The organism is Hymenobacter nivis (assembly GCF_003149515.1).
In the GTDB taxonomy this organism is placed as follows: domain Bacteria; phylum Bacteroidota; class Bacteroidia; order Cytophagales; family Hymenobacteraceae; genus Hymenobacter; species Hymenobacter nivis.
Map to the genome: position 1 here is coordinate 533146 of NZ_CP029145.1, position 25690 is coordinate 558835.

Annotated in this window: 26 protein-coding genes; 5 read left to right on the top strand and 21 right to left on the bottom strand. The window is 59.3% G+C overall.

What is annotated here, in order from left to right:
* Nucleotides 1–118 precede the first annotated feature (118 nt).
* On the bottom strand, nucleotides 119–3070 hold the full coding sequence (locus tag DDQ68_RS02200; RefSeq protein WP_109654422.1) for a leucine--tRNA ligase: 2952 nt from the start codon (nucleotides 3068–3070) through the stop codon (nucleotides 119–121).
* A gap of 253 nt (nucleotides 3071–3323) precedes the next feature.
* Here DDQ68_RS02200 and dnaG point away from each other — a divergent pair, with 253 nt between their 5' ends.
* On the top strand, nucleotides 3324–5366 hold the full coding sequence (gene dnaG, locus DDQ68_RS02205; protein WP_109654426.1) for a DNA primase: 2043 nt from the start codon (nucleotides 3324–3326) through the stop codon (nucleotides 5364–5366).
* Between the two features lie 43 nt (nucleotides 5367–5409).
* Here the strand turns inward: dnaG and DDQ68_RS02210 are convergent, their stop codons facing one another.
* The 4 genes from DDQ68_RS02210 to DDQ68_RS22410 all read right to left on the bottom strand — a co-directional run bounded on the left by DDQ68_RS02210 (nucleotide 5410) and on the right by DDQ68_RS22410 (nucleotide 8280).
* Nucleotides 5410–5874: a hypothetical protein gene (locus DDQ68_RS02210; RefSeq protein WP_162549744.1), complete on the bottom strand. Its 465-nt coding sequence runs from the start codon at nucleotides 5872–5874 to the stop codon at nucleotides 5410–5412.
* A gap of 316 nt (nucleotides 5875–6190) precedes the next feature.
* A complete protein-coding gene (locus tag DDQ68_RS02215; RefSeq protein WP_245897252.1) occupies nucleotides 6191–7249 on the bottom strand; it encodes a glycosyltransferase family 2 protein in 1059 nt (352 codons plus the stop codon).
* 4 nt (nucleotides 7250–7253) lie between these two features.
* On the bottom strand, nucleotides 7254–7592 hold the full coding sequence (locus tag DDQ68_RS02220) for a YbaB/EbfC family nucleoid-associated protein (RefSeq protein ID WP_109654432.1): 339 nt from the start codon (nucleotides 7590–7592) through the stop codon (nucleotides 7254–7256).
* Nucleotides 7593–8133: 541 nt separating this feature from the next.
* Nucleotides 8134–8280, bottom strand: a complete 147-nt coding sequence (locus DDQ68_RS22410; RefSeq protein ID WP_162549745.1) for a hypothetical protein — start codon at nucleotides 8278–8280, stop codon at nucleotides 8134–8136.
* 563 nt (nucleotides 8281–8843) lie between these two features.
* On the opposite strand from DDQ68_RS22410, the gene DDQ68_RS22415 reads away from it, so the two are divergent.
* A complete protein-coding gene (locus tag DDQ68_RS22415; RefSeq protein WP_162549746.1) occupies nucleotides 8844–9017 on the top strand; it encodes a hypothetical protein in 174 nt (57 codons plus the stop codon).
* 393 nt (nucleotides 9018–9410) lie between these two features.
* Nucleotides 9411–11336 carry a DUF262 domain-containing protein gene (locus tag DDQ68_RS02225; protein WP_211320219.1) on the top strand — a complete coding sequence of 642 codons (1926 nt, stop codon included), beginning with the start codon at nucleotides 9411–9413 and terminating at the stop codon, nucleotides 11334–11336.
* Nucleotides 11337–11595: 259 nt separating this feature from the next.
* Here DDQ68_RS02225 and DDQ68_RS02235 read toward each other — a convergent pair whose 3' ends face one another.
* The 15 genes from DDQ68_RS02235 to DDQ68_RS02310 form a co-directional block, all read right to left on the bottom strand.
* Complete coding sequence (locus tag DDQ68_RS02235) at nucleotides 11596–12270, bottom strand: ABC transporter ATP-binding protein (protein WP_109654437.1); 675 nt, start codon at nucleotides 12268–12270, stop codon at nucleotides 11596–11598.
* A 1-nt stretch (nucleotide 12271) separates the two neighbouring features.
* On the bottom strand, nucleotides 12272–13534 hold the full coding sequence (locus tag DDQ68_RS02240) for an ABC transporter permease (RefSeq protein ID WP_109654439.1): 1263 nt from the start codon (nucleotides 13532–13534) through the stop codon (nucleotides 12272–12274).
* A complete protein-coding gene (locus DDQ68_RS02245) occupies nucleotides 13531–14664 on the bottom strand; it encodes an efflux RND transporter periplasmic adaptor subunit (RefSeq protein WP_211320220.1) in 1134 nt (377 codons plus the stop codon). The genes DDQ68_RS02240 and DDQ68_RS02245 overlap by 4 nt, the downstream gene beginning before the upstream one ends.
* 381 nt (nucleotides 14665–15045) lie before the next feature.
* Nucleotides 15046–15321, bottom strand: a complete 276-nt coding sequence (locus DDQ68_RS02250; RefSeq protein ID WP_162549747.1) for a ferritin-like domain-containing protein — start codon at nucleotides 15319–15321, stop codon at nucleotides 15046–15048.
* Nucleotides 15322–15960: 639 nt separating this feature from the next.
* On the bottom strand, nucleotides 15961–16167 hold the full coding sequence (locus tag DDQ68_RS02255; RefSeq protein WP_109654443.1) for a hypothetical protein: 207 nt from the start codon (nucleotides 16165–16167) through the stop codon (nucleotides 15961–15963).
* Between the two features lie 16 nt (nucleotides 16168–16183).
* Entirely contained in the window at nucleotides 16184–16492 is a 309-nt protein-coding gene (locus DDQ68_RS02260) for a phosphoribosylpyrophosphate synthetase (RefSeq protein WP_109658292.1), read from the bottom strand.
* Nucleotides 16493–16560: 68 nt separating this feature from the next.
* The gene (locus DDQ68_RS02265) at nucleotides 16561–17478 is read right to left on the bottom strand and encodes a universal stress protein (protein ID WP_109654445.1); all 918 of its coding nucleotides are present in this window, start codon (nucleotides 17476–17478) and stop codon (nucleotides 16561–16563) included.
* A 64-nt stretch (nucleotides 17479–17542) separates the two neighbouring features.
* Nucleotides 17543–18385, bottom strand: coding sequence for a universal stress protein (locus DDQ68_RS02270; RefSeq protein WP_109654447.1), 843 nt, complete (start codon nucleotides 18383–18385; stop codon nucleotides 17543–17545).
* A 42-nt stretch (nucleotides 18386–18427) separates the two neighbouring features.
* Nucleotides 18428–19507, bottom strand: coding sequence for a site-2 protease family protein (locus DDQ68_RS02275; RefSeq protein ID WP_109654449.1), 1080 nt, complete (start codon nucleotides 19505–19507; stop codon nucleotides 18428–18430).
* Between the two features lie 515 nt (nucleotides 19508–20022).
* Nucleotides 20023–20394 (bottom strand): phosphoribosylpyrophosphate synthetase, encoded by a 372-nt coding sequence (locus tag DDQ68_RS02280; RefSeq protein WP_245897254.1) that lies wholly within the window; start codon nucleotides 20392–20394, stop codon nucleotides 20023–20025.
* A gap of 132 nt (nucleotides 20395–20526) precedes the next feature.
* Nucleotides 20527–20835: a universal stress protein gene (locus tag DDQ68_RS02285; protein ID WP_211320221.1), complete on the bottom strand. Its 309-nt coding sequence runs from the start codon at nucleotides 20833–20835 to the stop codon at nucleotides 20527–20529.
* Nucleotides 20836–20928: 93 nt separating this feature from the next.
* Nucleotides 20929–21339, bottom strand: a complete 411-nt coding sequence (locus tag DDQ68_RS02290; protein ID WP_109654453.1) for a universal stress protein — start codon at nucleotides 21337–21339, stop codon at nucleotides 20929–20931.
* A 302-nt stretch (nucleotides 21340–21641) separates the two neighbouring features.
* Entirely contained in the window at nucleotides 21642–23132 is a 1491-nt protein-coding gene (locus DDQ68_RS02300; protein ID WP_109654457.1) for a BON domain-containing protein, read from the bottom strand.
* A gap of 57 nt (nucleotides 23133–23189) precedes the next feature.
* Nucleotides 23190–23492: a four-helix bundle copper-binding protein gene (locus DDQ68_RS02305; RefSeq protein WP_109654459.1), complete on the bottom strand. Its 303-nt coding sequence runs from the start codon at nucleotides 23490–23492 to the stop codon at nucleotides 23190–23192.
* Nucleotides 23493–23837: 345 nt separating this feature from the next.
* Nucleotides 23838–24068 carry a hypothetical protein gene (locus DDQ68_RS02310; RefSeq protein ID WP_109654461.1) on the bottom strand — a complete coding sequence of 77 codons (231 nt, stop codon included), beginning with the start codon at nucleotides 24066–24068 and terminating at the stop codon, nucleotides 23838–23840.
* 301 nt (nucleotides 24069–24369) lie between these two features.
* Between DDQ68_RS02310 and DDQ68_RS24195 the strand changes: the two genes are divergently transcribed.
* Nucleotides 24370–24492: a hypothetical protein gene (locus DDQ68_RS24195; RefSeq protein ID WP_281271073.1), complete on the top strand. Its 123-nt coding sequence runs from the start codon at nucleotides 24370–24372 to the stop codon at nucleotides 24490–24492.
* Nucleotides 24493–24598: 106 nt separating this feature from the next.
* On the top strand, nucleotides 24599–24775 hold the full coding sequence (locus DDQ68_RS24560; protein WP_109654465.1) for an SMP-30/gluconolactonase/LRE family protein: 177 nt from the start codon (nucleotides 24599–24601) through the stop codon (nucleotides 24773–24775).
* A 69-nt stretch (nucleotides 24776–24844) separates the two neighbouring features.
* On the opposite strand, the gene DDQ68_RS02325 is transcribed toward DDQ68_RS24560, so the two are convergent.
* Entirely contained in the window at nucleotides 24845–25441 is a 597-nt protein-coding gene (locus DDQ68_RS02325; RefSeq protein ID WP_109654467.1) for a TlpA family protein disulfide reductase, read from the bottom strand.
* Nucleotides 25442–25690 lie beyond the last annotated feature (249 nt).

The following is a 25690-nucleotide window of genomic DNA, read 5'->3' on the forward strand; positions in this document are numbered from 1 at the left end:
TTATAATCGCCTGTCATACTGAGCCTGCGAAGCATCTTATTACGCTAAAACGGCCCGTCCTGACGTGATAAGATGCTTCGCAGGCTCAGCATGACAGACGGTGCAATTGGTGAATTGCTTACACCACCACGTTCACCATGCGGCCGGGGACTACTACTACTTTCTTCACGGCTCTGCCTTCGCCGAAGCGGGTGAGGAAATCCGATTCGCGGATGGCGGTTTCGATTTCGGCGGCGGTGGCGGTAGCGGCGAACTGGCGCTGGTCGCGCACTTTGCCGTTGATGGCCACGGGGTAGGTCACGTTGGCTTCTACCAAAAACTCCTCGCGGAACTCGGGGTAGGCGGCCTGGCTGATGCTGCCGGGCGCGTGGTTTAGCTCGGCCCACAGCTCTTCGGCGATGTGCGGGGCGAAGGGCGAGAGCAGCACGACCAGCGGCTCCAGCACGGCGCGCTTGTGGGTGCCGAGGGCCGTCAGCTCGTTCACGGCAATCATGAAGGTACTGACGCTGGTGTTGAAACTGAACTTGTCGATGTCGTGCGCCACCTTTTGGATGACCTTGTGCAGGGCCTTCAACTCGGCGGGCGCGGCGGGCTCTTCCGTCACGGCCAGGGCCCCATCCTCGGGGTGAAAGAGCCGCCAGAACTTCTTGAGGAAGCTAGCCACGCCGCTGATGCCGTTGGTATTCCACGGCTTGAACTGCTCTAAGGGCCCCAGGAACATTTCGTACAGCCGCAGCGCATCCGCGCCGTATTTGTCAATCAACACGTCGGGATTAACGACGTTGTGTAGTGACTTCGACATTTTCTCACTCTCTATTACACCACAGAGATAATCGCCATTTTCCTCATAGATGAATTCTGCTGTTTGGTACCCATTTCGCCAAGCCTTGAAAGCATCAATATCTAATTTGTCATTACTGACAATATTGACATCGACGTGTAAAGGAGTGAAATGCGCATAATTTTCGCCGGATGTTAAGGGACGAAATTTGATCCTGCTACTATTTTGATTGACTTTGCCAATTATTGCGTCGAGTTTTTTTACAATTAAATCATCTTTCTTGCATGGTCCAGATAGTGCTTCTATATAAGTCTTTGAAACAAAAATAAAAGAAGGACGAGAGTCATCATCGTTCTCTTTCTCAATACCTGTCCATACTCCATCAAGGCGATACACAAGATTAGACCGGCCCAAAATCATCCCCTGATTAATTAGTTTCTGGAACGGCTCATTATGCGTAACCAGCCCTAAATCTTTCAGGAATAAATACCAGAAGCGGGAATACAATAGGTGGCCGGTAGCGTGCTCGGCGCCGCCCATGTAGAGGTCCACTTGGCCCCAGTATTTCTCGGCTTCCTCGCCCACGAAGCGGTCGGCGTTTTCGGGGTCCATGTAGCGGAGGTAGTACCAGCTGGAGCCGGCCCAGCCGGGCATGGTGCTCAGCTCGAACTCGTGCTGGCCGCGGTATTTCCAGTCGGTGGCGCGGCCCAGGGGCGGATCGCCGGTTTCGGTGGGCTTGTATTCGTTGATTTCGGGGAGCACGAGCGGCAGGTCGGCTTCGGCCACGCCGTAGGCGGTGCCGTCCTTGTAGTACACCGGGATGGGCTCGCCCCAGTAGCGCTGCCGGCCGAAGATGGCGTCGCGCAGGCGGAAGTTCACCTTGCCTTTGCCGAGGCCTTTTTCCTCCAAAAAGGCGATGAGCTTGGTGGTGGCTTCCTTGTAGGTGAGGCCGTTGATGATGCCGGAGTTGATGTATCGACCCTCCTTGGTGGGGTCGGCCTGCTTATCGAGGTCCTTTTGCGCGTCGGAAATAGCCGGGATGGGCAGGCCGAAGTGCTGGGCGAAGAGGTAGTCGCGCTGGTCGCCGCTGGGCACGGCCATCACGGCGCCGGTGCCGTAGCCGGCCAGCACGTAGTCGGCGAGCCAGATCGGCACGGGGGCCCCATCGACAGGGTTCGCAGCGTAGGCCCCGGTGAATACGCCCGATACGTGCTTGACGTCCGACATCCGGTCGCGCTCCGAGCGGCGCTTGGTGGCGGCAATGTACTCGTCCACGGCGCCGCGTTGGCCGGGTGTGGTGAGGGTATCGACCAGCTCGTGCTCGGGGGCCAGCACCAGGAAGGTGGTCCCGTAAATGGTGTCAACCCGCGTCGTATAAACCTTAATATCGGCACCTTCGTGGCCTTGCACGGGAAACGTTACCTCGGCCCCGATGCTCTTGCCAATCCAGTTGCGCTGCATTTCCTTCACGGCGTCGGGCCAGTCCAGGGTGTTGAGGCCCTGGAGCAGGCGGTCGGCGTAGGCGGTGATGCGCAGGTTCCACTGCGGCATCAGGCGGCGCTCCACGGGGTAGCCGCCGCGTTCCGAAAGGCCGTCCTTCACCTCGTCGTTGCTGAGCACCGTGCCCAGCGCCGGGCACCAGTTCACGTAGGTATCCTGCTGGTAGGCAAGGCGATAGGGGAGGATGACGGCCAGCTTCTGCTTCTCGCCCATCAGCTGCCACTGCCCGGCCGAAAAGTCGTGGCGCTCTTCGTCGCCGCCCGCCGCGTGGATGCCCGCGCTGCCATGCTCAGCAAACTTCGCCTGCAAGGTGCGGATGTGCTCGGCCCGATCAGTGTCGAGGTTGTACCAGCAATTGAAAAGCTGGAGGAAAATCCACTGCGTCCACTTGTAATACTGCGGGTCTGAAGTGCGCACCTCGCGGCTCCAGTCGTAGCTGAACCCCAGCTGCTGGAGCTGCCGGATGTAGGTTTCGATGTTCTGTTCCGTCGTCACGGCCGGGTGCTGGCCGGTCTGGATGGCGTACTGCTCGGCGGGCAGGCCAAACGAGTCGAAGCCCATGGGGTGCAGTACGTTGCGGCCTTGCAGGCGCTGGTAGCGGGCCACGATGTCGGAGGCAATGTAGCCCAGCGGGTGTCCCACGTGCAGCCCCGCCCCGGACGGGTACGGGAACATATCCAGCACGTAGTACTTGGGCTTGCTGGAGTGGTTGTCGGCCTTGAAGGTCTGGTGGGTTTTCCAGTGGGCTTGCCACTTCTTCTCAATCTCTTCGGGACGGTAGGCGGGCATTGGCTTGGCGTTGGTAATTCTGGTAAAGGTAACGACGGCGCTTAGGCGTTGAAATGCAAGCAGCGGGTTGCGCGAGCATCAGCCCGGTGTAGAGACGTATCCTTGCGTCTTCGGTTTGAACATCAGGGGTGAACGATCTACGGGCAAGTCGTTCAAGCCGGAGACGCAAGGATGCGTCTCTACATCCATTTGGTAGCCAAAAAGCCAACCCGAACCGCCCGGGTGTAAATTTGAGAACCTTAATTGTCTGTCCGTGGCCCGCATCCCCAAAGAGTTAGTTGATCAGATTATCCAAACCGCCGACATTGTGGAGGTCGTCGGCGACTTTGTGCAGCTCAAGCGCAAGGGCCAGAACCTGTGGGCCCCGTGTCCGTTCCACAACGAAAAATCGCCGTCGTTTTCGGTAAATCCGGCCAAGGGATTGTATAAATGCTTCGGCTGCGGTAAGGCTGGCGGCGTGGTGCAGTTCGTGATGGACGTGGAGGGCACGTCCTATGTGGAGGCCCTGAAGTACTTGGCCAAGAAGTACGCCATCACGGTTCAGGAGGAGGAAAAAACGCCCCAGCAGCAGCAGGAGCAGAACGAGCGCGACTCACAGTTCATTGTATCCAACTGGGCCAAAGACCACTACCACCGCCTGCTGCAAAACACTGAGGAAGGCATGAGCGTGGGCTACGGCTACCTCAAGGAGCGCGGCCTGAACCTGGCCACCATCCAAACCTTTGAGTTGGGCTACTCGCTCGACCAGTGGGAAGACCTGTTGAAAAGCGCTACCGCGGCCGGCTACGAGCTGAAATACCTCGAAAAAACCGGCCTCGTCGTCAAGCGCGAGGACGACCAGGGGCACGACACCGGCCGGCGCTACGACCGTTTCCGGGGCCGCGTGATGTTCCCGATCCACAACATTTCGGGCCGCGTGGTGGGCTTCGGGGCCCGTACCCTGAAGCGCGACGACAAAATGGCAAAGTACCTCAACTCGTCTGAGTCGGAGATTTACCACAAGTCGGACGTGCTTTACGGCTTGTTTCAGGCGCGCCAGGCCATCCGGCAGGAGGAATTATGCTACCTCGTGGAAGGCTACCTCGACGTGCTGAGCCTGTACCAGGGCGGCATTAAAAACGTGGTAGCCTCGTCGGGCACGTCGCTCACCGAAGGCCAAATCCGGCTCATCAAGCGGTATTCCGACAACGTAACGGTGCTCTACGACGGCGACGCGGCCGGCATCAAGGCCAGCCTGCGCGGCACCGATTTGCTGCTCGAAGGCGGCCTGAACGTGCGCGTGGTGCTATTTCCCGACGGCGACGACCCCGACAGCTACATCCGCAAGGTGGGCGACCAGCGCTTCGCCGAGTATATTGAGAAGCAAAGCCAGGACTTCATCACCTTCAAAACTACGCTGGTGGCCCGCGACGCGGCCGGCGACCCGGTGAAGAAGGCCGAGGCCATCCGGCAGGTGCTCACCAGCATTGCCAAGGTGCCCGACGCCATCAAGCGCCAGGTATTTTTGCAACAGACGTCGGCCGCATTCGGCATTGATGAGCAGGTGCTTATCACCGAATACAACAAATTGGTGAAGCCCACTGCCGGCCTTTCCCGCCCGGCCGAGGGTAGGGCCTCCAGCGGCGGCAGCGGGCGCCCCGCCCCGCCCGTGGCCGCGACCCGCGCCCTCACGGCCGAAGAGGAAGCCGAAGCCGCCATGTACGGCGCGTTCGAGCCCGGGGCCCCCGCCGCGCCGTCGCCCGCCGCAACCGACGAGGACGCCGCCCAAATCGACTTGCTGCAAGCATGCGAACGCGAGGTGCTGCGCCTGCTGGTGCTCTACGCCGCCCGTGAGGTGGATACCGACGTGAGCGTGGCCCAGTACCTACTGGGCCAGCTGGAGGAAGCGCCGTTCAAAACGCCGCTCTACGCCGAGCTGTGGGCTCTGTGCCGCGAAGAGCTGCTGGCCGGCCGCTTCCCCGAGGCGCGGCAGCTGGGCCAGCATATGCGGGCCGATATCCGCCTGCTGGTGTCAGACCTGGCCACCGAGCGCTACGACATCAGCCCCAACTGGCGGGTGAAAGAAATCTACGTCTTCAACGAAGTGGACCTGCCTAAAGTGGCTTGCGACAACGCTGTGCTGCGCCTCAACAAGTGCCACGTGCAGCGCGAGCTGAACCGCCGCCTCGAAACCCTGCGCCAACCGATGCTCGACGACGCCGAGCTGTTCGAGAACCTACGCGCCATCAAGGACTTAAAGCAACTCGACAACCAGCTGGCGGCGCTGCTGGGCACGGTTATCCCGCGTGGCGCTTAGGTTAGAGGACCCCAAACGGCGAAAAACTGCAAGCCGGAGAATGCTACTTGAGTTGATTTAGCGAGCGTTTGGTTTCGCGGTGCGCCCGTTTGATGCGGACGTTGAGCTGCTTTTGGTTGGCTCTGCTCAGCTTGGCGGGGGCCATTTTTACCACGGTCAGCGGGCTACCGGGCTGCATGGTGAACGGTACCTCGGCCGCACCGTCGTAGGCGGCTACTGCAGCCACGGGGCCCGCATCGGCCGGCACGGTGAAGAAAAAGAGGCCTTCCGCGTTGGTGGCGCAGGTTTGCTTGGTACGCACCAGCCGCACCACGGCCCCGCCCAGGGGCCCCTTGGGCGTATCGATGCGGCCGGTCAGGGTGACGTTGGCCGGAGCTTCGGCCGATGCGGCGGAGGTGACCGGGGGGGCGGTTTGTGCCTGCGCCCGGGCCGGGCTGGCCCAGATAAAGCAAGCGGCGAAGAGGCAGGTACAAGAAATAAAACGCGCAATCATGGTTGGTATAGGCATAGCGTGTAGAAAAATTGAATCAGAAAATAAAACGGGTCCCAGCGGCAAGACCGCACTGGCCAGCGCCCGGCTATATCAAACTAAACGAAATGCAAAAGTGCAAGTAATTCGGCGTAACTCCAACGACAATTAAATAAGACTATTTGAAGTAAAGAAAGTGGAAACCGATCTTTAATAGGAATTATCAGCTTAAAAAATTGTATTAAACGCGGCTAGGAACAAGATTGTAAAATTAATTATTCCCCGTCTATTCCAAGTTTATTGCTAATGGCAATGATTCCAGGGCCCCTACCATTACTTGTAAGACCGGGGCCGGTTACCGAATGCCCAGCTCGGCAAACCGGCGCTTGCCGCGGGCAAAGTAGGCCCACACCACACTGCCGGCCCAGGCCCCGGGGCGCTGCGCCACGCGCAGGTGGGGCCCCGCGGCGGCGCGGCGGGCGCGCCAGTATGCGCGCTTTTGGAAGAAGTGCCAGTGAGCCCGGGCTACGGCGCGGGCCTCGGCCAGCTGGCCGCCCGCCAGAAAGCGTAGGCCGGCCACCCAATCCAGCATCAGGCGCTGGGCCAGGGGCCCCACCAACTCGCCGGGGGCTGCGTTTCTGTAGAGCAGCGCTAGGCCGTTGCGGAAGTTGAGGTAGGTTTTGCGGGGGTTGGTTTTGGCCAGGGTGCCGCCGCCCACGTGGTGCACGGCGCTGCCACCGTGGTACCACACCTCATGGCCCGCGTTTTGGAGGCGCCAGCAGAAGTCGATTTCCTCCATGTGGGCAAAAAACGCGGGCTCGAAGCCGCCCAACTCGCGCCAGGCGCTGGCCCGTACCAGGCAGCAGGCCCCGCTGGCCCAGGCTACGGGGCGCGCGTCGTCGTACTGGCCAGCGTCCACTTCGGTGGTATCAAACAGGCGGCCGCGGCAAAAAGGGTAGGCCAGCCGGTCGAGGTAGCCGCCGCCGCCGCCGGCGTACTCAAACCGCGTGGGGTCGGCGTGGGCCAGGATTTTCGGCTGCACGGCGGCGATGCGTGGGCGGCTTTCGAGCAGGGCGCGCAGGGGCCGCAGCCAGCCGGCGGTCACGGCCACGTCGGAATTCAGCAGCACGTAGTACGGGCTGTCGACCCGCGCCAGGGCGTGGTTGTAGCCCTCGCAGAAGCCGAAGTTGCGCTCTAGCAGCAGCAACTCCACGGTGGGGAAGTCGCGGGCCAGCAGCGCCGCCGAATCGTCAGTGCTAGCGTTGTCGGCCACCACCACCCGCGCCCCGTCGGCGTGCTCCACCACACCGGGCAGGAAGCGGCGCAGGAAATCCGCGCCGTTCCAGTTCAGCACCACGATGGCCACGTCGGCGCAGGCGCCGGCCCGGTTAGGAAAAGGTTGGTTAACAGCCAACGGCTCAGGCGCCGAAGTTGCCTAGGTCGAGGCCGGGAATGTTGGGCATCAGGCCGCTGGTTTTGCGTTGCATTTCCTGGCGGGCCTGCTCGCCGGCGGCCTCCAGGGCCTTGTTGGCGGCGGCCACCACGAGGTCGGCCAGCATGTCGCGGTCCTGCACGGTGAGCAGGCTGTCGTCGATTTCTATTTTCAGGAGCTTGCGCTCGCCGTTGGCGGTGGCGCGCACCAAGCCGCCGCCGGCCTCGCCGGTGGCGGTGAGGTGTTGCATTTCCTGTTGGGCCTGCTGCATTTTTTCTTGCAGCTCCTTCACCTTGCCCATCATCCCCATCATGTCGAATGCCATACGAAATAGTGCCCGTGGGGCGATTTAAATGAGTTTTTAAAATTGCGTTTGTTGCAGAGCTGTTACAAGAATGAGTGGTTAACTGTTTTTGATTAACCTCTTAGGCGGTCCAATCCACAGCATGCAGCCCACCTCTGTTTAATCCCCAGTGGCAACCATTTTTCTCTTCTCCGCAAAACGTCGAAGGGTCCTGCCGGGCGAACGGTTTCTGGGCGGCGTACCCGCAAAGGTAGCACCTTTGCAAAGTCAAAGGGGGGCATGTAAGCCTCGTTCGTTTTAACAGTACGACGGGGCGAGTAAGTGCCGAATTGCCTCAGGCTCCCGAATTAAACCCCTCTCTACCTTCGCTTTAGTCATTCTAGATGATTCGTGAGCGATGCTGGTCATTGCCGGATTCTACACGCAAGTATATGAAACATCGTATTGATTTTAAGTTATTTACGTATTTAACGGTGATCAAAGCCGTCTGGATTACAGCCTAAGAAATCCCTTGCCAAGTCTCAGGCCATCGCCCATTTTCGTCACGCTGCTGGCTCTGAGACTACACATTTAGCACGATCATTAGCCCAGGCGGGATAAGCTCGTTGGATGTGGCCTGCCCAGCGAACCAGCAGCTTGGGGTTTCGAGGGCGGCGATGTTGGTCGGTGCGTCGTGGGCCAGGAGGCCCTGGTGGCGCGCTATCAGCACGTTGGGGCGGGCCAGCAGCCGCTCCAGTGGTTCATCTTGGAGGGGCTGCTGGGAGTGGTCGTTATAAAACAGGTATTTTTTATCCTATGTTCAGACACGACCTCTTAAATAGGACTTACGCAAAACGATACCTTTTTGCCCCAGCGGGGCTGCCCGTTGGCAGTAAATGGCTGTAAGTAAACGTTAAAGCCCCAGCGGGGCGACCCAATCGTTAGGATCGCCCTGCTGGGAATTTAGTTCTGATAATCAATTATTTAATACCGAAAGGCCGCCCCGCTGGGGCTACTGGATGCCCGGTTGTGTGAGTCCTAATTCTATCTCGGGGCGACGGAGCTGCTGTACCAGCTGAGCTCCACCTACAAGCTCACCACGCCCGTACCCTGCCAGGCCGATGCCGCGGCGCAGGCCAATTTCCTGAACGGGTAACGCCAGCCCTATGCCCAGTTCGTAGTGCAAACGCTAGAATACAATCCGACCGGCCCGTTCTAGCCGCCGCCCAGCGCATCCCGCTGCAAACGCACGCGCCCCCCGCTGCCGACGGCCCTTATCACTACCAAGCCTTGGTGAGCACCCCGCGCCGCGCCAGTGATTTCACGGCCCGCATCCTGCCCGCTTATGAGGATATCGCCGTGCCGCTGGAGGACCAGCGCTGTGGCAGCGGTGAGTCTTTGGGGGGCGAGTACGCCGCCTGCTCCGGCAGTAGCGCTGCTATCAGCCGGAGTAGTATTCGCTCGTAGCAGAAACAACAAGCAGCGTATTTTCGTGGTCGATACCCGATACTCATTGCCTCTCAGTAGCTTATGTTTGTGACCAGTAAGTCGCGTGAAGCATGCTAAATTAGTGTGCTTCACGCAAGGCATTTGCGTACTGAAGGAATGCTTTACGCAATTTGCACTGTAGCGAATCGCATGAAGCGTAATGTTAGGCGTCATTGTAAAAAACCGACACAACAAAATAAAAATCGATAATAAGAAAAACAAATGAAGGCAAACGAAACCAAAGTTGAGGACTTTTTATCATCAAATAAAACTCAATTCGTAATCCCTGTCTATCAGAGAAATTATGACTGGACTACGGGACAATGCAAATAACTGCTTGACGACATATTAGAAGTTGGAAAAAGCAATAAAATGAATGCACATTTTATTGGTAGTATTGTATATGTTCACGATGACGTTTATACAGCTTCAAGAATTAAAGAGTTAACAGTTATAGACGGACAGCAAAGACTTACAACTTTGACACTTGTTTATTTAGTTCTTCATAGACTTGCTAAAGACCTGCATAACGAAGGGCTTGTAAATGAAATTAGCGAAACATATCTAATAAATAAATTTTCTCCAGAAGAAGAAAAATTAAAACTTCGACCAACAGACAATAATGATAGAGCTTTAAAATATTTGTTACGAAGTGACAAAACAGAAGAGTATTCAGACTTTTCAAAGCTCATTGACAACTTTAATTATTTCAAAGGTCGAATTACAGAAGAAAATTACCAAACTGTTTTAAAAGGTTTATCTAAACTAATGTTTGTTGAAGTTTCTCTCGACAGAGAAAAGGACGACCCACAAAGAATTTTTGAAAGTTTAAACTCGATAGGTTTAGAACTTGCTCAGGCAGACTTGATTCGCAACTATATTTTAATGGGACTGACACGTAGAGACCAAAATAAAATATATCAGAATTATTGGGAAGTAATAGAAAAATTGGCAAAAGACGAAACATTAAATGTTAGTCGAGTTTCTGATTTTATTCGTGATTATTTGACATTGGAAAACAAAAATATACCAAACAAAGGCAAGGTTTATTTAGAATTTAAAGCAAAATATCCAACAACTACTCTTGAAGAATTAGAACAAAATCTTACAGGTATAAAATCGTTAGTTAAACATTATAATAAGCTAATTAATCCCAAGAATGAAACGGACAGGGATATCAGACTTCAATTAGAATACATAAATAGACTTGAAATTAATGTGGCATATCCTTTTATAATGAAAGTTTATGATGACTATTTTAACTCAATAATTAATAAAGAAATTTTCTTAAAGGTTTTAGACTTAATTCAAACATTTACTTGGAGGAGATTTATTCTTGGCTTAGGAACAAATGCCTTGAATAAAATATTTATGAGTCTGTATGATAAGGTTGAACATACGAATTATTTATTTTCTATTCAAAAATCGCTATTACAAAGAACAGGAGTTCAGCGTTTTCCTAAAAATGCTGAGGTAATTGACGCTTTAAAGGTTAAAGATGTTTACAACATCAAATCAAAAAACAGAACATATTTACTCGAAAGATTAGAGAATTTTGAAAACAAAGAGTCAGTAATAATTGATGGTAACCAAGACATTACGATAGAACATATTTTTCCTCAAAATCCCGACCCGAAATGGAAAATTGAATTAGGAGTTGATGAGTTTAATTTTATTAAAGAAAACTACGTTAATACAATTGGAAACTTGACCTTATCAGGTAATAATGGGAAATTAAGTAACAAATCATTTATTGACAAACGTGATTTAGGGGGAGCAGGTTATAGAGACAGTAGACTCTGGCTAAACAGGTATTTAGCAACTCTTGAAAAGTGGGATAAAGTAGAAATAGAAAGACGTTTCGATCTTATTTCAGAAAGAGTTTTAAAAATTTGGGAAATACCAAATATTGTAATTGAAGACAAAGCCGACACTAATGAAGTCAATATTTTCGAAGCAGAAGACCCAAAATATAAAAAATTAGAATATGCAGTTTTCTTTGACCAAAAAATCGAAGTAACTCAAGTAGCAAAACTATACGTTGAAGTGTTTCGGCAACTTTTTGAACTGCAACCTGAAACGTTTTTCACAACTGACCTTGGAACAAAAATTGGTTTAACAAAACAATTGACAGTAGGTAATCCAAGACAACCAATTCCAATAAATGACACTTACTATATTGAAGGTAATATCGACAACATTGGGAAATTCGACAAAATAAAACTAGCCTTGATAACTTTTAACTTTGAGGACGAACTATTAATAAAGTATGCTGAAGAACAAACAACGAATGCCTAACAGCACCCACAAGAAATTAGTGGTTCAGTGGTTAAATGAAGCTTTGTTCTTCGTATCAAGGTTTGTGGTGGTAGACAGTTTTCGTTTTCGAAATCGCCAACTTCTTGTAGCTGCAAACCGTTGCCGTCGTCGTTCACCTGGCTCGTTGCTCGATTTGCGCAAGGGTTTATTCCTCCGAATGGTTGCAGGTGAGTATTCCTAAAGAAGTGGGCAGAACCGCACCCCTGCTGGCCCGCCCGCCCACATAATGAGGCTGTTGCTAGATAATGCGCCCGTCCTCCATTTCGATAATGCGGTGGGTTTTGGCGGCAAAATCGTTATCGTGCGTCACGATGAGCAGGGCTTGGTGGTATACTTCGGCCAACTCCTTGAAAATATTGAACACGATTTCGGCGTTTTTCTGGTCGAGGTTGCCCGTGGGCTCGTCGCCGAGGATGATGAGCGGGTCGTTTATCAGGGCCCTCGCAATGGCGACGCGCTGCTTCTGGCCGCCTGAGAGCTGGTTGGGCTTCTTGCGCGCCTCGCTTTCGATGCCCAGAATCTTTAGTTTCTCGTAGGCCCGGTGCTCGATTTCCTGGCCTGATAGTTTGCCCAGCTTTTCGGCGGGCAGCATCACGTTGCGCAGCACCGAAAACTCGTTCAGCAGGTAGTGAAACTGGAACACGAAGCCGATTTGCTCGTTGCGCACGCGGGCCAGCGCGGCTTCTTTTTTGGCCCGCATGGGCACGCCGTCAATCAGCAGCTCGCCCTCGTAGGCCGTGTCCATGGTGGAGAGGATGTAGAGCAGCGTCGATTTACCGCAGCCCGACTTGCCCACCACGGCCGCAAACTCGCCCCGGCCCAGCGCAAACGACACGGCGTGCAGCACCTGCACCCGCACGGGGTCGTCGAAATACTTGATAATCTGGCGGGCTTCGATTGCGGGCGTGTCCATTTTACTTGCCTCGAATGATGTCGACCGGGTCGACGCGGCTGGCTTTGCGGGCCGGAAAATACCCCGCCAGGTACGTAGTAATAAGCGCAAATACCGCCCCAATGACGTAAAAAACCAGGTTGAAACTCACCGGGTAGGTGTGCACCGAGGGCAGCGAAGCCGGGTGGAACGGCACCTGCGCAATCAGGGCCGAGAGGCCGAACCCGCACAGCAGCCCCGCCGCCCCGCCCGACAGCCCGATGGCCAGCGCTACCGCCGCAAACAGCCGCCGCACATCGGCCCCGGTAAACCCGATGGCCTTGAGGATGGCAATGGTGTCCATCTTCTCGTAAATCATCATGTTCAGGATGTTATAAATCCCGAAACCCGCCACGACCAGCAGCGTGATGCCCACGGCGTAGGAAATGAGCGTGCGGACGGAGCTACCGGTTTCGAACTGCGCATTGGCCGTCTGAATGTCCACGGCCTGCACCTCGTACAGCTGCGCGTACTCTTTGGCCAGCCGGGGCGCCTGGGTGAAATCGTAGAGTTTCACCTGAAGGTCGGTGACGTAGTTGTTGGCTTCGCCGAGGAGCTTTTGGGCGGTGGTGAGGGAAGTGTAGCTCTGCACCTTATCCAATTCGAGCACGCCCGACTGGAAGAGCCCGACGACCTTGAGCTGGACGTGGCTGCCCTTCACGGTGGTGATTTGGACCATGTCGCCCACACCCACCAGCATGAGGTCGGCAGCGCCTTTGCCGAGGATGATGCTGTTGGCCACGGTTTTGAGGCTGAGCGGGTTGCCGGCCACCACGTAGTCGCCGAAGGCAAAAAGCCGGTCTTCCTGCTCCACCTCGATGCCGCTGATGGTGCCGGTGAGGTTGACGGTGCCCACGTTGTAGAACACCTGGGCCTGGGTTTTGGGGGCTACGCCGCGCACGCGCGGGTCGCGGCGCAGGGCCGCGATGATGGCCCCGACGTTGTGAATGCGCGGCAGCTCGTTGCTGGGCTTGATGGAGCGGATGAAATTATGCTGCCGCCGGCCGGGGCCGGTGTACCGGTCGATGGGCTGCTGCGGGGCCGGCTGCACCTCGTTGTAGAGGCGCACGTGGGGCGTGCGGTTCAGCGCCAGCCCGTCGAGTAGCTGGTTGAGGCCCGCCATGAAGCCGAGCAGCGCGATGAACATGGTGATGCTGAACGTGACCCCGACGGCCGCCACCAGCGACTGCCGCCCGCGGGCCAGCAGCAGCGCCAGGGCCACATCGTAGAGCAGGGGCAGTTTCATTGCGCGGGGGCTGTGAGTTCGTCGGCGGGCGTGAGGCCGGCCAGGATTTCCACCATCTGGTAGTCGCGCAGGCCGGTTTTCACCCGTGCCAGCTGGCCGTCGGCCTTCCGCACCGTGGAGTCGTCGACCAGCAGGCGGCGCGGAATGAGCAGGGCCCGGGCCTTGGTTTGCAGCACGATGTTAGCCTCAAAGCTCACGAATGGGTACAGCACCGGCGGCTGGCGCACGAAGGTCGCATCCACCTGAAACGTGCGGCTGTCGGTGTTCATCATCGGCGAAATGGCGCTGACGCGGGCCGTGAACACCTGCCCCTTGTAACTATCCAGCGTCACCAAAACCAGCTGGCCGGGGCGAATTTTCACGATGTCGGACTCGTCTACCTGCATTTCGAGCACGAAGTGGCGGGCATCACCCAGCAGGGCCAGCGGCGTTTGGGACGTCACGGCCTCGCCCTTTTCGCGGTAGAGCTGGTACAAGATGCCGTTGACTTTGCTGCGCAGCACGAAGTCGCTGGCTTGGCGCTGGGCAATCTGGAGGTTTTTGCGCGACTGCGCGGCGGTAAAATCGAGCTGCTTTTGGAGCGTCTGGTAGCTGAGCACGGCCGACTCGTAGGCGGTTCGGGAGCTGGCGTAGGCCAGCTCCTTTTGTTCAAGCGCCAGCTTCGTACCGATGGTCTGCTGCCAGAGCTGCCGCTGCCGGGTGCGCTGCAACAGGTCGTTCTGCATGGTGCGGCGTTGCAGGGCAATGCGCTGGCGGGCCTCTTCGAGCTGGCTTTGGTTGGTGGCCACGGCGGCGTAGCGGGCGGCCAGGGCGGCATTTTCCTGGGTGAGCTGCTGCACGTCGCTGGTAATGGAGAGCAGCGGCGTGCCCACCCGCACCGAGTCGCCCTCGCGCACCAGCACCGTTTGGATGATGCCGCCGGCGCTGGCAAACGCCTGGTACTGCTGCCCACTCTTGACGGTGCCGGCCGCGTACACCGATTCCGAAATAGCCGACCACACTGGTTTCACCCGCTCCGCCTTGTCCTGGCAGCTGGCCAGCAACCCCATGATTAGCATACTTATCAGCAGTAGCCAGTGCCGGGGTGGCACGGCAGGCGGGCAGGGCAGCAGGTACCGGTTAACGTTCATGGGCAAGCACGCGGGTAGTGGCAACCCCTTTTTTAGGACGGGGAATGGGATAAGCAAGTAATCGCTGTTAAGTATCGAGCCATTAGCCGGGGCCTTTTAAGCGGACCTTAGCGGATATTTATCACCTTTCTTATTGATAATTAGTTTATTGCTTCCGAATCAATGCATGATTAATTCATTCCAGGTACTTACGCAGGAAACTTTTGGGGCTGGTGTCTCAGAGAATTGCTAGCTTCTGGCCGAATGGTGTTTTGAGCAGTACCCCAAAAGGTCAAAGCACTGATAGGAAACCAGAAACCGCCTGCTTAGCATCAGTGCTTAGAGCGCTAAACAGACCGGCCTGCGCCCGCCAACTTTTGCCTGCGGGCGCGGGCCGGCCCCTTACCCCAGGTGGGCGCGGAACTGCCACAGCTGCTTATCCAGCTCCTGGCTCAAATCCTGCAACTTATCGGACGTTAGTTCGTCGACCGATTGCAACTGTAGGGTGCGCTGGCGCACCCGCTGGCCTACTTCGGTCAGGCGGCGGGTCATAAGTTTCAGCACGTGCCTGTCGGTTAGAAAGCCGGCGGGCACTTCTTCCAAATCGGCCATGGCCACCACGGTGCCAGAACGGCCATCAGCGGCGAAACCAACGTGCAGCATACGTTCGGCCAGCACATCAGCGCGGGCACAGCACAAGTCTGTAGCTTTTCGTGCAGCGGCAGAAACAGGGGGCCCCGGACGTTCCAGAGCAGTTTCTAATTCAGTGTACAGGGCGGGCTGTCGGCTTTTTGCCGGCTGTCCGCTCGCCTTTCGCGCTGGTAGTTCTACCGACGAGCGAACAGCCGGCGAAAAGCCGGTAGCCCGCACCCAATAAGCTGTACACTGACTTGGAAACCGTTTTAGTGTGCTTGCTTGGCAGTATGGTAAAGGCCGAGCAGCTCCACAACGGTGGCCTGCGCCGCGCTTACGATGGCCGTACGACTCTCAGCTTCCACGATGATATGGGCCGTCGGCCTGAGGGTTGCGATAGTTGAGCCGGGGCATGGTTGGCCGAGGCAGTTGCGAGGGAAATTGACATGGCAGCTAAATTGAAAATGGTGGAGAAAAAGCCTGGCTTCGGCTTGTAAAACCGGGGCTGAAACGTTGTTTACAAGCAGTTTAGTTGGAGCCGTGCTCGGCAGCATGAGCCTTTTGGGCGGCACCGGGGCCACCACGCCGTTGCGGCACACCTGGGCGCGGGGCTGGGTCAGCTTGTGCAGGGGCCCAGCGCCCGGTCGCTGCGGATTTATTGGTGGACGGGAGTGCCTGCCCCCGTCAGCAGGGCCCCAGGGCAATGGCCCCGGCCCCTTCGCCCAGCCCGCTGTACACTGCGCAGGCCGCCAGCAGCAACAAAAACATGGGCTCCGCCGCTACCTCGCGCCGGGTGGCCAGTAGCTCCGGACGCGCGGCGGTAGTTGGCTCGTTGCGGCCGTGCGCGGCGGCAGTGAGGTCCGGCGTGGAAAGTTTGCTGGAGTGGGGCATACGGCAGGCGCAGCGGCTAGCGCGTTTGCTCCGAAATGGCGCGGATGAGGCAGTCAGCGACCTCGCCGCTGGACGCGCCGTAGCCGTTCACCAGCGTGCCTTTGAGGTTGAACCGGGCGCAGGAAATGGCGTAGAGCACGGTTTCATCGGCCGGGTCGGAGAGCCCCTCGAAGCGAAAGTGCTGGTCTACCACAAACTCGTTGGGGGCTAGCCGGATGGCCGAGCGCTGGCCGGCCAGGTAGTCCCCGTTCAGGTTGAAATCCTCGGTGTAGCCCGCGTTTTTGAATTGGGCCAGCGTTTCGGAAAGCGTGGGGAGCGTGTGCATGGTCATGGCATGGGGGTTTATTCAAATTTGGGGGAAGCCGTGGGCAGCACCGGCAGGGGCGCCATGCGTCAAGAGGCCGGCAGGAGGCCGGTGAGCACAGTGTTGGCGTAGCTGGCGGCGGTAGCGTAGCCGGGCGTTTCGGTCACGGGGGCCGCCGCCGCTGTGGGCAGCACCAGCACGGGCACCGGGCAGGTTTCCAGCAGCCGGGCCGTCACGCTACGGTGAAACATGTCGCTGAGGTAGCTGCGCTGGCGGGCCACCACCACCACCAAATCGGCGCGGGTGTCGCGGGCGGCGGCCAGCACCCCTTGCGCGTACTGCTCGTGCTGGTAGCCCCGCAGCCCTGGCGTGGGCAAATTATCAACCAGCCCGCTGGCCTGCACCGCCCGCAGCGCCAGGGCGCAGCCCTCGTCATCCTCCACGCCGCTCGATACGTGGGCCACGATAACCTCGACGCCGGGCCGGGCCAGCAGCGGGCGCAGCACGTCGGCTTCCGCAGCCAGCGTAAACGGTTCGCGGTCGGCGGCAATCAGGATGCGGCAGGGTGGGTGCTCGGCCGGGGCCGTGGGGGCCACCACCAGCAGCGGGTAGCTGCCGGCCCGCAAAAGCTCCACGCAGGAGGTGAGCAGGTCGGCGGCGGCGGGGCGGTCCTCGTCGGCCTGGCTCAGCACGAACAGGGCCGGCTGGTAGCGGTGGGCCAGGTCCTGGGCCACGGCGGGCAGCAGGTCGGTGGTTACTTCTACGGTGGCCGCGGTCAGCAGCCCTTTGGCCTGCTGGTAGAGAATGGCGGCCGTATCGGCCTGGCGCGCCAGCTCCTGCTGGTGGTAGCCCTGGGCCACCAAATCGTTGGGGTCAAACATGGAGGCGCGCTTGACGTGCAGCAGTACCAGCTGGCCGTCGAGGGCCTGGGCCAGAAGGTCGGCGTACTGAATGGCGCGGCGGGCGGGCGGGTAAAACCCCGCGAAAACGATGAGGGAAAGAGCCATGAGCAGGGGTGTTGGGTAAGTTGGTAGTAATCCCGGCAGCGCAGATAGTGCTGCCCGACGTGCTTTAATCCGGGCTGTTTTCCTGCGTGGCCAGCAGCAGCACCGGCACCTGGGTGTGCCGCAACACCTCGTCGATGATGCTTTCGCCGAATAGCTTGTTTACCCAGCCATGGCCGGGGTCGAGCAGCACCAGTCCATCGGCCGAGAGCTCCTCTACGGCTTGCCGTAGGCCGGCGGCGGGCGACCCGGCCTCCACCCGGTACAGGTTGCTGTCGGCCAGGGCCGCGGTCAGGCCGCATTCCCGAGCGGCGGCCAGCCCGTACCGACCGGTGTTCAGCTCACCGGGCAGGGATACGCTGGTGGGTACTATGCTGGCATTCAGGGCCTCGAAGTACGGCACAAGGGCCAGTCCTTCGGGCGTTAGGGTGAAGGGCTTTTCGCGCACGGCCAGAACCAAGCAGCGCGGCGGGCGCAGGGCGGCCGGGGGCAAGTGCTCGGGCACCAGCAGCAGCGGGTAGCCCGTTGCGTGTGCCAGTGGCAGGGCCCGGTTGCTCAGCCATTCATCCAGCAAGCCATCGGTGGCAGTGAGGCCGGCGATAACCAGCAGCGGATGATACGCGTCCAGGGCCTGCTGCACGGCCTCGGCCCAATCAGTGGCTACCGTCGTGGCCGTGGCCGGTACGGGCATTTCAGCGGCCACTGTTTCCAGGGCATGGCGCTCGCGCCGCACGTAGCGGGCATTGGTGGCCTGTATCACCGCGCCCACCCGCGACGTCATGGGCGGGGTGGGGTACACGTGGAGCAGGTGCACCTCGGCCCCCAACGGAGCGGCCAGCACGGCAGCGTAGGCCCGGGCCTGCTCAGCAGCGGGCGAGGAATCGGTGAGGACGAGCAGAGTAGGTTTCATGGCGAAGCGAAGTGAAAAGTGAAAGGGCGGACGCCGGATGGGTTAGTGGCTGAGCGCAGCCCGGATGGTCAGAAACTCGGTCAGGTTGCCCTGGTCGATGATGCCGCGCAGCCGGTGGTTTTCCAGCACTGGGTAAAAAGCGTTGGGCTGGCGCTGGGCGCGAGCGTACACCTTCGCCAGGCTGTCGCTAATTTCCACCGTGTCGAATTCGCGGCTCATTACCTCTGCTACGGCCGTAGTCAGGCAGTTGCCGCGTAGGGCGGCCATGAGCAGGGGCCGGGTGAGCACCCCCACGGCCTTTCCCTGGCCGAGCACAATGAGGTCCTGGTCGGAGCCAGCCAGTAGGGTATTGGCCGCGTCCTGCACGCTGTCGGTGGGGGCCAGGGTGAGGTAATTGGTTATCATGGCGTGGCCCACGGTGAAGTCGCGCAGCAGCTCGCGGTGCTGCACAGTCACGTTTTCGGCGTAGGCCCCGAAGTACACGAATATGCCGATAAACACCAGAAACGGGCTGTTGAACAAGCCGTAGAACACGAAGCCCACGGCAATGAGCTTGCCCAGCCCCGCCGCAATGGCCGTGGCTTTGGGCCGGCCCAGGCGCAGCGCCAGCAGCGCCAGCAGCACCCGTCCGCCATCCATCGGGAAGGCCGGAATGGCGTTGAATACCACCAGCATCACGTTCACCCAAAACAGGGCTGTGAGAAAGCCTGGCCCCACGGTGCCGTGGCTGAGGCCAATGCCCTCGAACGCCCCCACCGGGGCCACGAAGAGGTAGAGTACCAGCGCCAGCAGCACGTTCAGGGTCGGGCCGGCCAGGGCCACCAGCAGCTCCTGCCGGGGCTTTTCGGGGATGCGCTCTGGCGCGGTAATACCCCCGATGGGCAGCAGCGTGATGGAGCGCGTGCCGATGCCAAAGCGCCGCGCCATGAGCGAATGCCCCAGCTCGTGCAGCACCACGCAGGCGAACAGCGCCAGCACGAAGCCCGCCGACGCCAGCACCGTCCCGGTGCTGCTGCCCCGCCGCACCTCGGCAAGCACGATGAAGCTCAGCAGCAGCAGAAAGGTCCAGTGCAGGAAAATGCGGATGCCGGCCAAACGGCCGATTAACAAGGAGTTTTTCATGCGAAAGCTGGATGGGAAGCCGTGGGACGCCAGCAAAAGGCCATGCCTCGTCTAGCGTCCGCAAAGGGACGTAAGCAAAAGTGCGCCCCGGCCGCCGGCTTCGGCATGAGGAAAGTTGCCCGAATAGTTGATCTTCATCACGTGCCGGCCGCCTACGGGTTTCCGCGGCGAAGCGGGCCATCAAACCAAAAAGCCCCGACTCCCGGCAAACCGAAAATTGGGGAGTATGCGCCGCGCGGTCCGGCTCAGCGGCGCGGTAGCGGTACTGGCTGAAGCCGCGTGGAGAGGTGATGCATGCGCACCGCGACCAGGGCCCCAATGAGCAGGGCCGAAAATAGAAAAGTGGGAAGTAGCATAATAAGAGGAGATAAGAGGCTTGTAACGGCCTGGGGTGGGAGAAAATGGTAAGCGCGAGCGGCACTGCCGCTTGCTAGCTCATGCGGGGCGGGTAGCCGGGTTGGCCCGGGGCCCGGGGATAGGGGCGCATCTTCCAGCGGGTTGGGGCCGGCCGGGCGCTACGGCGGCAGGGCCTGGTTCGGGTTTTCGGCTGGGGCCGGGGTTTCCTCGTGCGAGGCGGAGAAGGCAGGGTTTTCTCGCAGGGCCTTCACCATATCGGCCCCCATTGCCTCGCTCGAAATGCCGTAGCCGTTCACCAGTGTGCCTTTTATGCCGTGCCTGGCGGAGGAAATGGCGTATACTATGGCCCCGTCGCCGGGGTCTGACAGGCCTTCGAAGCGGTAGTGCTTGTCAAGCAGGAACTCGTCGGGCGAAAGCTGAAGCGCATTGCCGTGGCAGACCAGGCAGTTGCCCTGCAAGTTGAAATCAACGGTGTAGCCTTCTTCCTTCAAGGCATTCAACACCTCGGAAACAGTGGTCATGGCGGTCATAGCAGATGCGGGAAAAAGGATTAAAAAAGGCGGTGCGTTCAGCAAGCAGCGTCGCAACGAAAATGGTGACTAAGACAGCAAAATACTCATGATAAAAATTTAGGCAATAAGCTGTTATGTAGAATGCCGGGGCTAGTCACTGACGGGTAGCGCCAGCATCGGAATAGGACTTTGTTCGAAGAGTTGGGCCGTGATGCTGCGGTGGAAAAAGCTGCCCAGCAGGCTGTGGTGCCGGGCCACCACCAGCAGGTCAGCCTCCTGCCGCGCGGCTTCGGCCAGCACGCCGCCCAATACCGAGTGGTTGTACACTTCGTGCAGCTGGCTGGGGGCCACCTCGTCGGCAAGGTCGTTGGCGGCCACGGTGCGGAGGATGATTTCGGCCCCCAGGCGGGCGTGGCTGTCGTTGGCTACCCGCACCACGGCCAGGCTGCCGGCCGCCACGTGCGGCAATTACCGGAGTACGTCCTGGTGCTGGCGCAGCGCGAATGGCTCGCCGTCCACGGCCAGCAGCAGGCGGCGGGGCGGGAAGGCATCTCAGCCGGTGGCCGGCACCATTAGCAGCGGGTAGGGCACGGTGGTGAGCAGGTCCATGGCCGTACCGGTCATGATTTCAACGGGCGTATCGGCCCCGTCGGGGCTGCCCAGCACCAGCAGCCAGGGGTGGTGGCGGTGCACGGCGGCGCGCACGGCCTCGGGCAGCTCCCGCTCCGACACCTCGTGGGTGGGCACGGGCTGCTCGGCGGCCAGCGCTTGCAGGGCCTGGGTGGTGGTATAGTCACTGATGGGCGAGTAGGGGCTGAGGCCGATTGGGGCCAGCAGCACGTCGTGGTGGGCGTGCAGCAGCACCAGCTCCGCCTTCAGGGATACCGCCAGCCCGGCAGCATAAGCCAGCGCGTGGTTGGTGACGGCATAAAAATCGGTCAATACCACAAGTGGGGAAGCCATATGACTAGGAGGAAAAAGGTGGGAGAATAGAAAAATTAACGGGTCGCCAGGCAATGCCGTCTGCGCATCAAGCAGTGGCGAAGCTGCTCGCAGGCATCGTTTAATGAAGGCGTTATTGCGGTTCGTGGGCTGCTTCGCGGCGCGGCGCCTGCCGGTCAGAGTCCGTGGTAAACCCGGTGTGCCCGGGCCCCTCCGCTATTGTCATGGTCGCGTCGGCGTCCCGTTCCAGCTGTTGGCTGGCCGGGTCTAGAGGCGGCAAGTACTCCGACCGGCCCCACGGCTGGCCGCTTCGGGCGGTGTCGCTAGCAGTGCGCATCGGCGTGGAGTTCAAGGGGTTTGGGGGCCTGCGGCTCGGGGGCCGCGGTTACTGCCGGGGCCAGCACGCGCAGGTGGTTGTTCACGTTGCGGGCCCCGGCCTCGTAGGCATTGAGGGCGGCCTGCTGGCGCTCGGGCCAGGTATCCACGGTGCCGGTGAGGGTGGCGCAGCCTTGGCTTACCTCCACTTCTATGTCTTGGTCGTGCAAGCCGGCCGACCAGAAATGACGCTGCCGGATGCGGCCGGCCAGCGCGAAGTCGGGGTCGGGGTGGCCTGGTTGTGCCGCCGAAAGCTCGGCAAACCTGGCTTCGGTGGGCTCGGCTACCAGATTGGCCACGGCCAGCACGCCGCTGGCCCCGGTGGCCACATCGCCCGCCCGCTCGCGCTCGAAGGCACTGCCCACCTGCCCGTGCACGGTGGCCTGGCCCTGGCTCACGCGCACGGTAAAATAAAAGTGCCCCACGTAGGGGTCGCGGGCCAGTGCGGCCAGAATGGCTTGGCGGATTTCGGCATCGGGCACCAGGCGCTCGGGCCTTATTTTCAGTAAATTATGCACATCGGACACGCCCACCACGAGGCGGGCGTCGCGCTCGGCCTCCTGGCGGGCGCGCAGGTCGCCCACCGTGCCGGCCAGCGTCACGATGCCTTCCAGGGCCTGCACCAGCGTTTCGGAGCAGCGCACGCGCGGGTTGCGGTGGATGGCCACGCGCACGGCGTTGACAATGCTCGCGTTGGCGCGGGGCGCAAACTTCTCGCGCCGCAGCTCGCTGCCCAGCGCCCAGTAGGCCACGAATAAGTCGCGGGCATCCACGCGGGTAGCCCCGGTTTGATAGGCTATGTTGATGATGTAGTCCTTCTCCGTGGCTGTGCCCACCGTGCCCGTCAGGTACACCACCTGCTCGTTGGTGCGCACCTCTACCAGGGCACTGTTCACCCGAATGTCCCAGGCGAGCAACTCCCGGATTTGGGTGGTAATTTCCTCGTCGGAGTTCACGATTTCTCCCTCCTGGATCGTTAGGTGCTCCGTTACGAAGGTGGTCACGCCCCGCACACCTCGCAGCACGCGCAGCACCAGTTGCTTCTCGACCCACGATTGCACCATACCCGTGAGCGTGACCACGCCCCCGGCCACCGTGCACTGCACCTGGTAGTCGCCGGTGGCGGGGTCATCGGCGAGGGCCCCGGACACATCGCGCTGCAAGTCCGCATCGGGCAGGTCGAGGCTTCGCACGGCTATCGTGCTGGTCACGCCGCGCACGCCGCGCACCGCCAGGGCAATTTCCTCGGCCCGCCGCCGGGCCAGCAGGTTGTCGGTGAAGCCGGTCAGCGTCACCAGGCCCTCGTGCGTGGCCACGTCCAGCAAGTGCTCGTTCATCCCTCTTTGGGTAGTGAAGAGCCGTTCGATGGCGGCGGTAATATCGGCGTCGGCCATAGTTTCGGCCGAGGTGGGGGCAATCAGAAGATAGGGGGTAGTCATGGCAGTTGGAAGTCAAGTAATTGTAAATCAAAAGAATAATCAATATCTTGCGGCCCCTTAGGCACAGCGGCGGCAGGCCTTGGCGCACTGCTGGCAGTGCAGGTGCTCGTGCTGGCTGAACTCGTCGGCGCAGGCGGCGCAGATTTCGGCGCGTGTTGTGTGCAGGTGCGCGGCGTATGCCGAGTTGCGGGCCACGAGGCGCAGGGTGAGGGCGCACACGTCGGCACAGTCGTGGGTGAGGGCAATGCACCGGGTCAGGGCCTGCACGTCGTCTTCCTGTAAGTAGGCAGTAGCGCAGTTTTCGCAAGCCGCTACGGCGGCATTGAGAGCATCAAGCAGGCTTTTGTTGTATGCTTGCATGGCGCTGTATGCTTGGATAGCGCTGGAAATCAATTAAAAATCGAATCAATACAAAAGTCCGCCAGGGCAGCAGCCAGTCCTATGACAAGAATTACCACATCGGATGACTTCTGTCAAGTGAAGGATTAATGAAGAAAATTCCTCGCTTGCGCCTCACCACCCAAGCCGTATGAAGCGCCTATCCGAACAGGGGCTGTCATGCTGAGCGTGTGGCGCACCAATTCAGGGCGCGCGGCCGTAGTCGAAGCATCCCTACCGCTTCGCCCAAATTGCTGCAGCGAAGTGGCGGATACTGTGATAAAAAGTGGACGCCAGATAAAATATGGCGCTCCCCAGCTTGTTTAATTACCGCGCCGGGCTAAGCAACCCGCGGCGAATGGCCGCGTCGCGGCCGTAGATATCGGGCAGGAAGCGCAGATAGCTGTTTTCGGCCGTGCAAGTAGCGTAGCGGATGCAGCGCGCGATGGGCCAGCGTAGGCGCGCATGGCGCAGGCGGGGCTGCCGGGTGCATGCTTCGCCGGAGGGCAGCTGCACGGCGCTACCCTCCCGATGCGGCAGGTATGTGGCCCGCTGCATGGGTTTTCCAGCCGCATGCAGCCGTAGCTGAGGGCGTGGGCCAGGCGGGGAAGTAGTGGCGCATCCCGTTCGGAAAGGCTCAGAGCCTGTCTAACTTAATTTTTTGGCCCCTGGAATGGGGTAGAGACGCAGCCTGATGTTTCCGATTTGAACGGTGTCCGGACAAGTCGTCCTATTTGGAGACGCCAGGTTGCATCTCTACAGTAATCTGACGTTCACTCAAACAAGAACTGTGCTGATGCTTGATTATCAAAATTTTACGGTTTCACTACTTGTTGCTTAATTCTGACTACTTAACTACTTGGCCCCCGGGGGCCCCCGGGGCGTTGGTGCTGGTTGCCGGCTCGACGGCCTCGTGGGCACGCCCGATGGCCGCCCGCTGTGCGTGGCGGCCATCGGAACCAACAAAACCTACCATTACTAAACTGGCCCCGACGGCCGCCTCCGCCACCGCCAACTCTTTGTGGAACAGGGCTCGGACGGCATAGCCCGCGGTCGCAAAGGCAACCGCTGCCTCCACCGGCCGGGGTTTGACGATATACAGCACCCAGGGCCGGAAAAATGCCCATATCGACGTACCCACGGCCCAGACGGGCAATGTGTGCTTCGCTGGCAGAGACCTCAAAACCCTGTTAATTACCGCTCTGAAGCCGTGTACACGCTGCCCCTGCGGGCAAAAAGATTGCGGTAAAACGTTGATAGATTGAACGCTGCGAGTTCGCGCGTGGGGCCGCTGCGCGATTGCCGTTCAACCGCGCGGGCTCGCAGTGCCCACGCTACTGGCCGGCCAGCTGCTGCAAGTAGGCGCGGAACTCGGCGGTGTCGTAGTCGGCCATGCCTTCGCGGCGAACGGCCACGGTGCCGTCGGGGCCAAGCACGAAGGTGGTGGGGATGGATTTGGTGTCGAACACTTTGGGCAGCGGCGCGGCCGGGAAAAAAACCGGAAACGTATAGCCGGCCTGCTCCACCACGCGGCGGGCCCGGTCGGGTTTTTCATCGAGCGACACCATCACGAAGGCCACGCGGGTGGTATCTACCTGGCTGTACAGGTGCTGAAGCGCGGGCATTTCGGCGCGGCAGGGCGGACACCAACTGGCCCACAGGTTCATTACCACCACTTTACCGGCGAAGCGACGCAGGTTGGTGGGGCGGCCGTCGAGGGTGTAGAGCGGCGCATCGGGCAGCTGCCTGGGGGCCCCGGCGCGGGCGGGCCGGGCGGCGGGCAGTGTGGGCCGCCACAGCCCGGTGGCCAGCAGGCCCCGTTGCAGCGTGCCTACCACGGGCGCCTTGAGGTCGGTAAAAAACACCACAGCCAGGCTGCCCCAAAGCAGGCCTTGGGTGAGGTTGGCACGGTGGCGTTGGAAAAAGGCCATTGGATAGGGAATAGCGTGGACGCTGCGAGTCCGCGCGCTGAACGGACGGGAAAGGTGGCTAGCGACGCCACGCGCAGACTCGCAGCGACTAAGCTACTCATACTGCTCACGAAGTAGAATGCGAAAACGAAGTAGGATGCGGGGTTTTCCCCCGCCCGTCATTGAACGGTTCAGTCGGCTTTCGTTTAACGATGGGCGGGGACAAGCCTCGCACCCTACTTCGTGACGAGTATAGCGGTTATGTTGTCA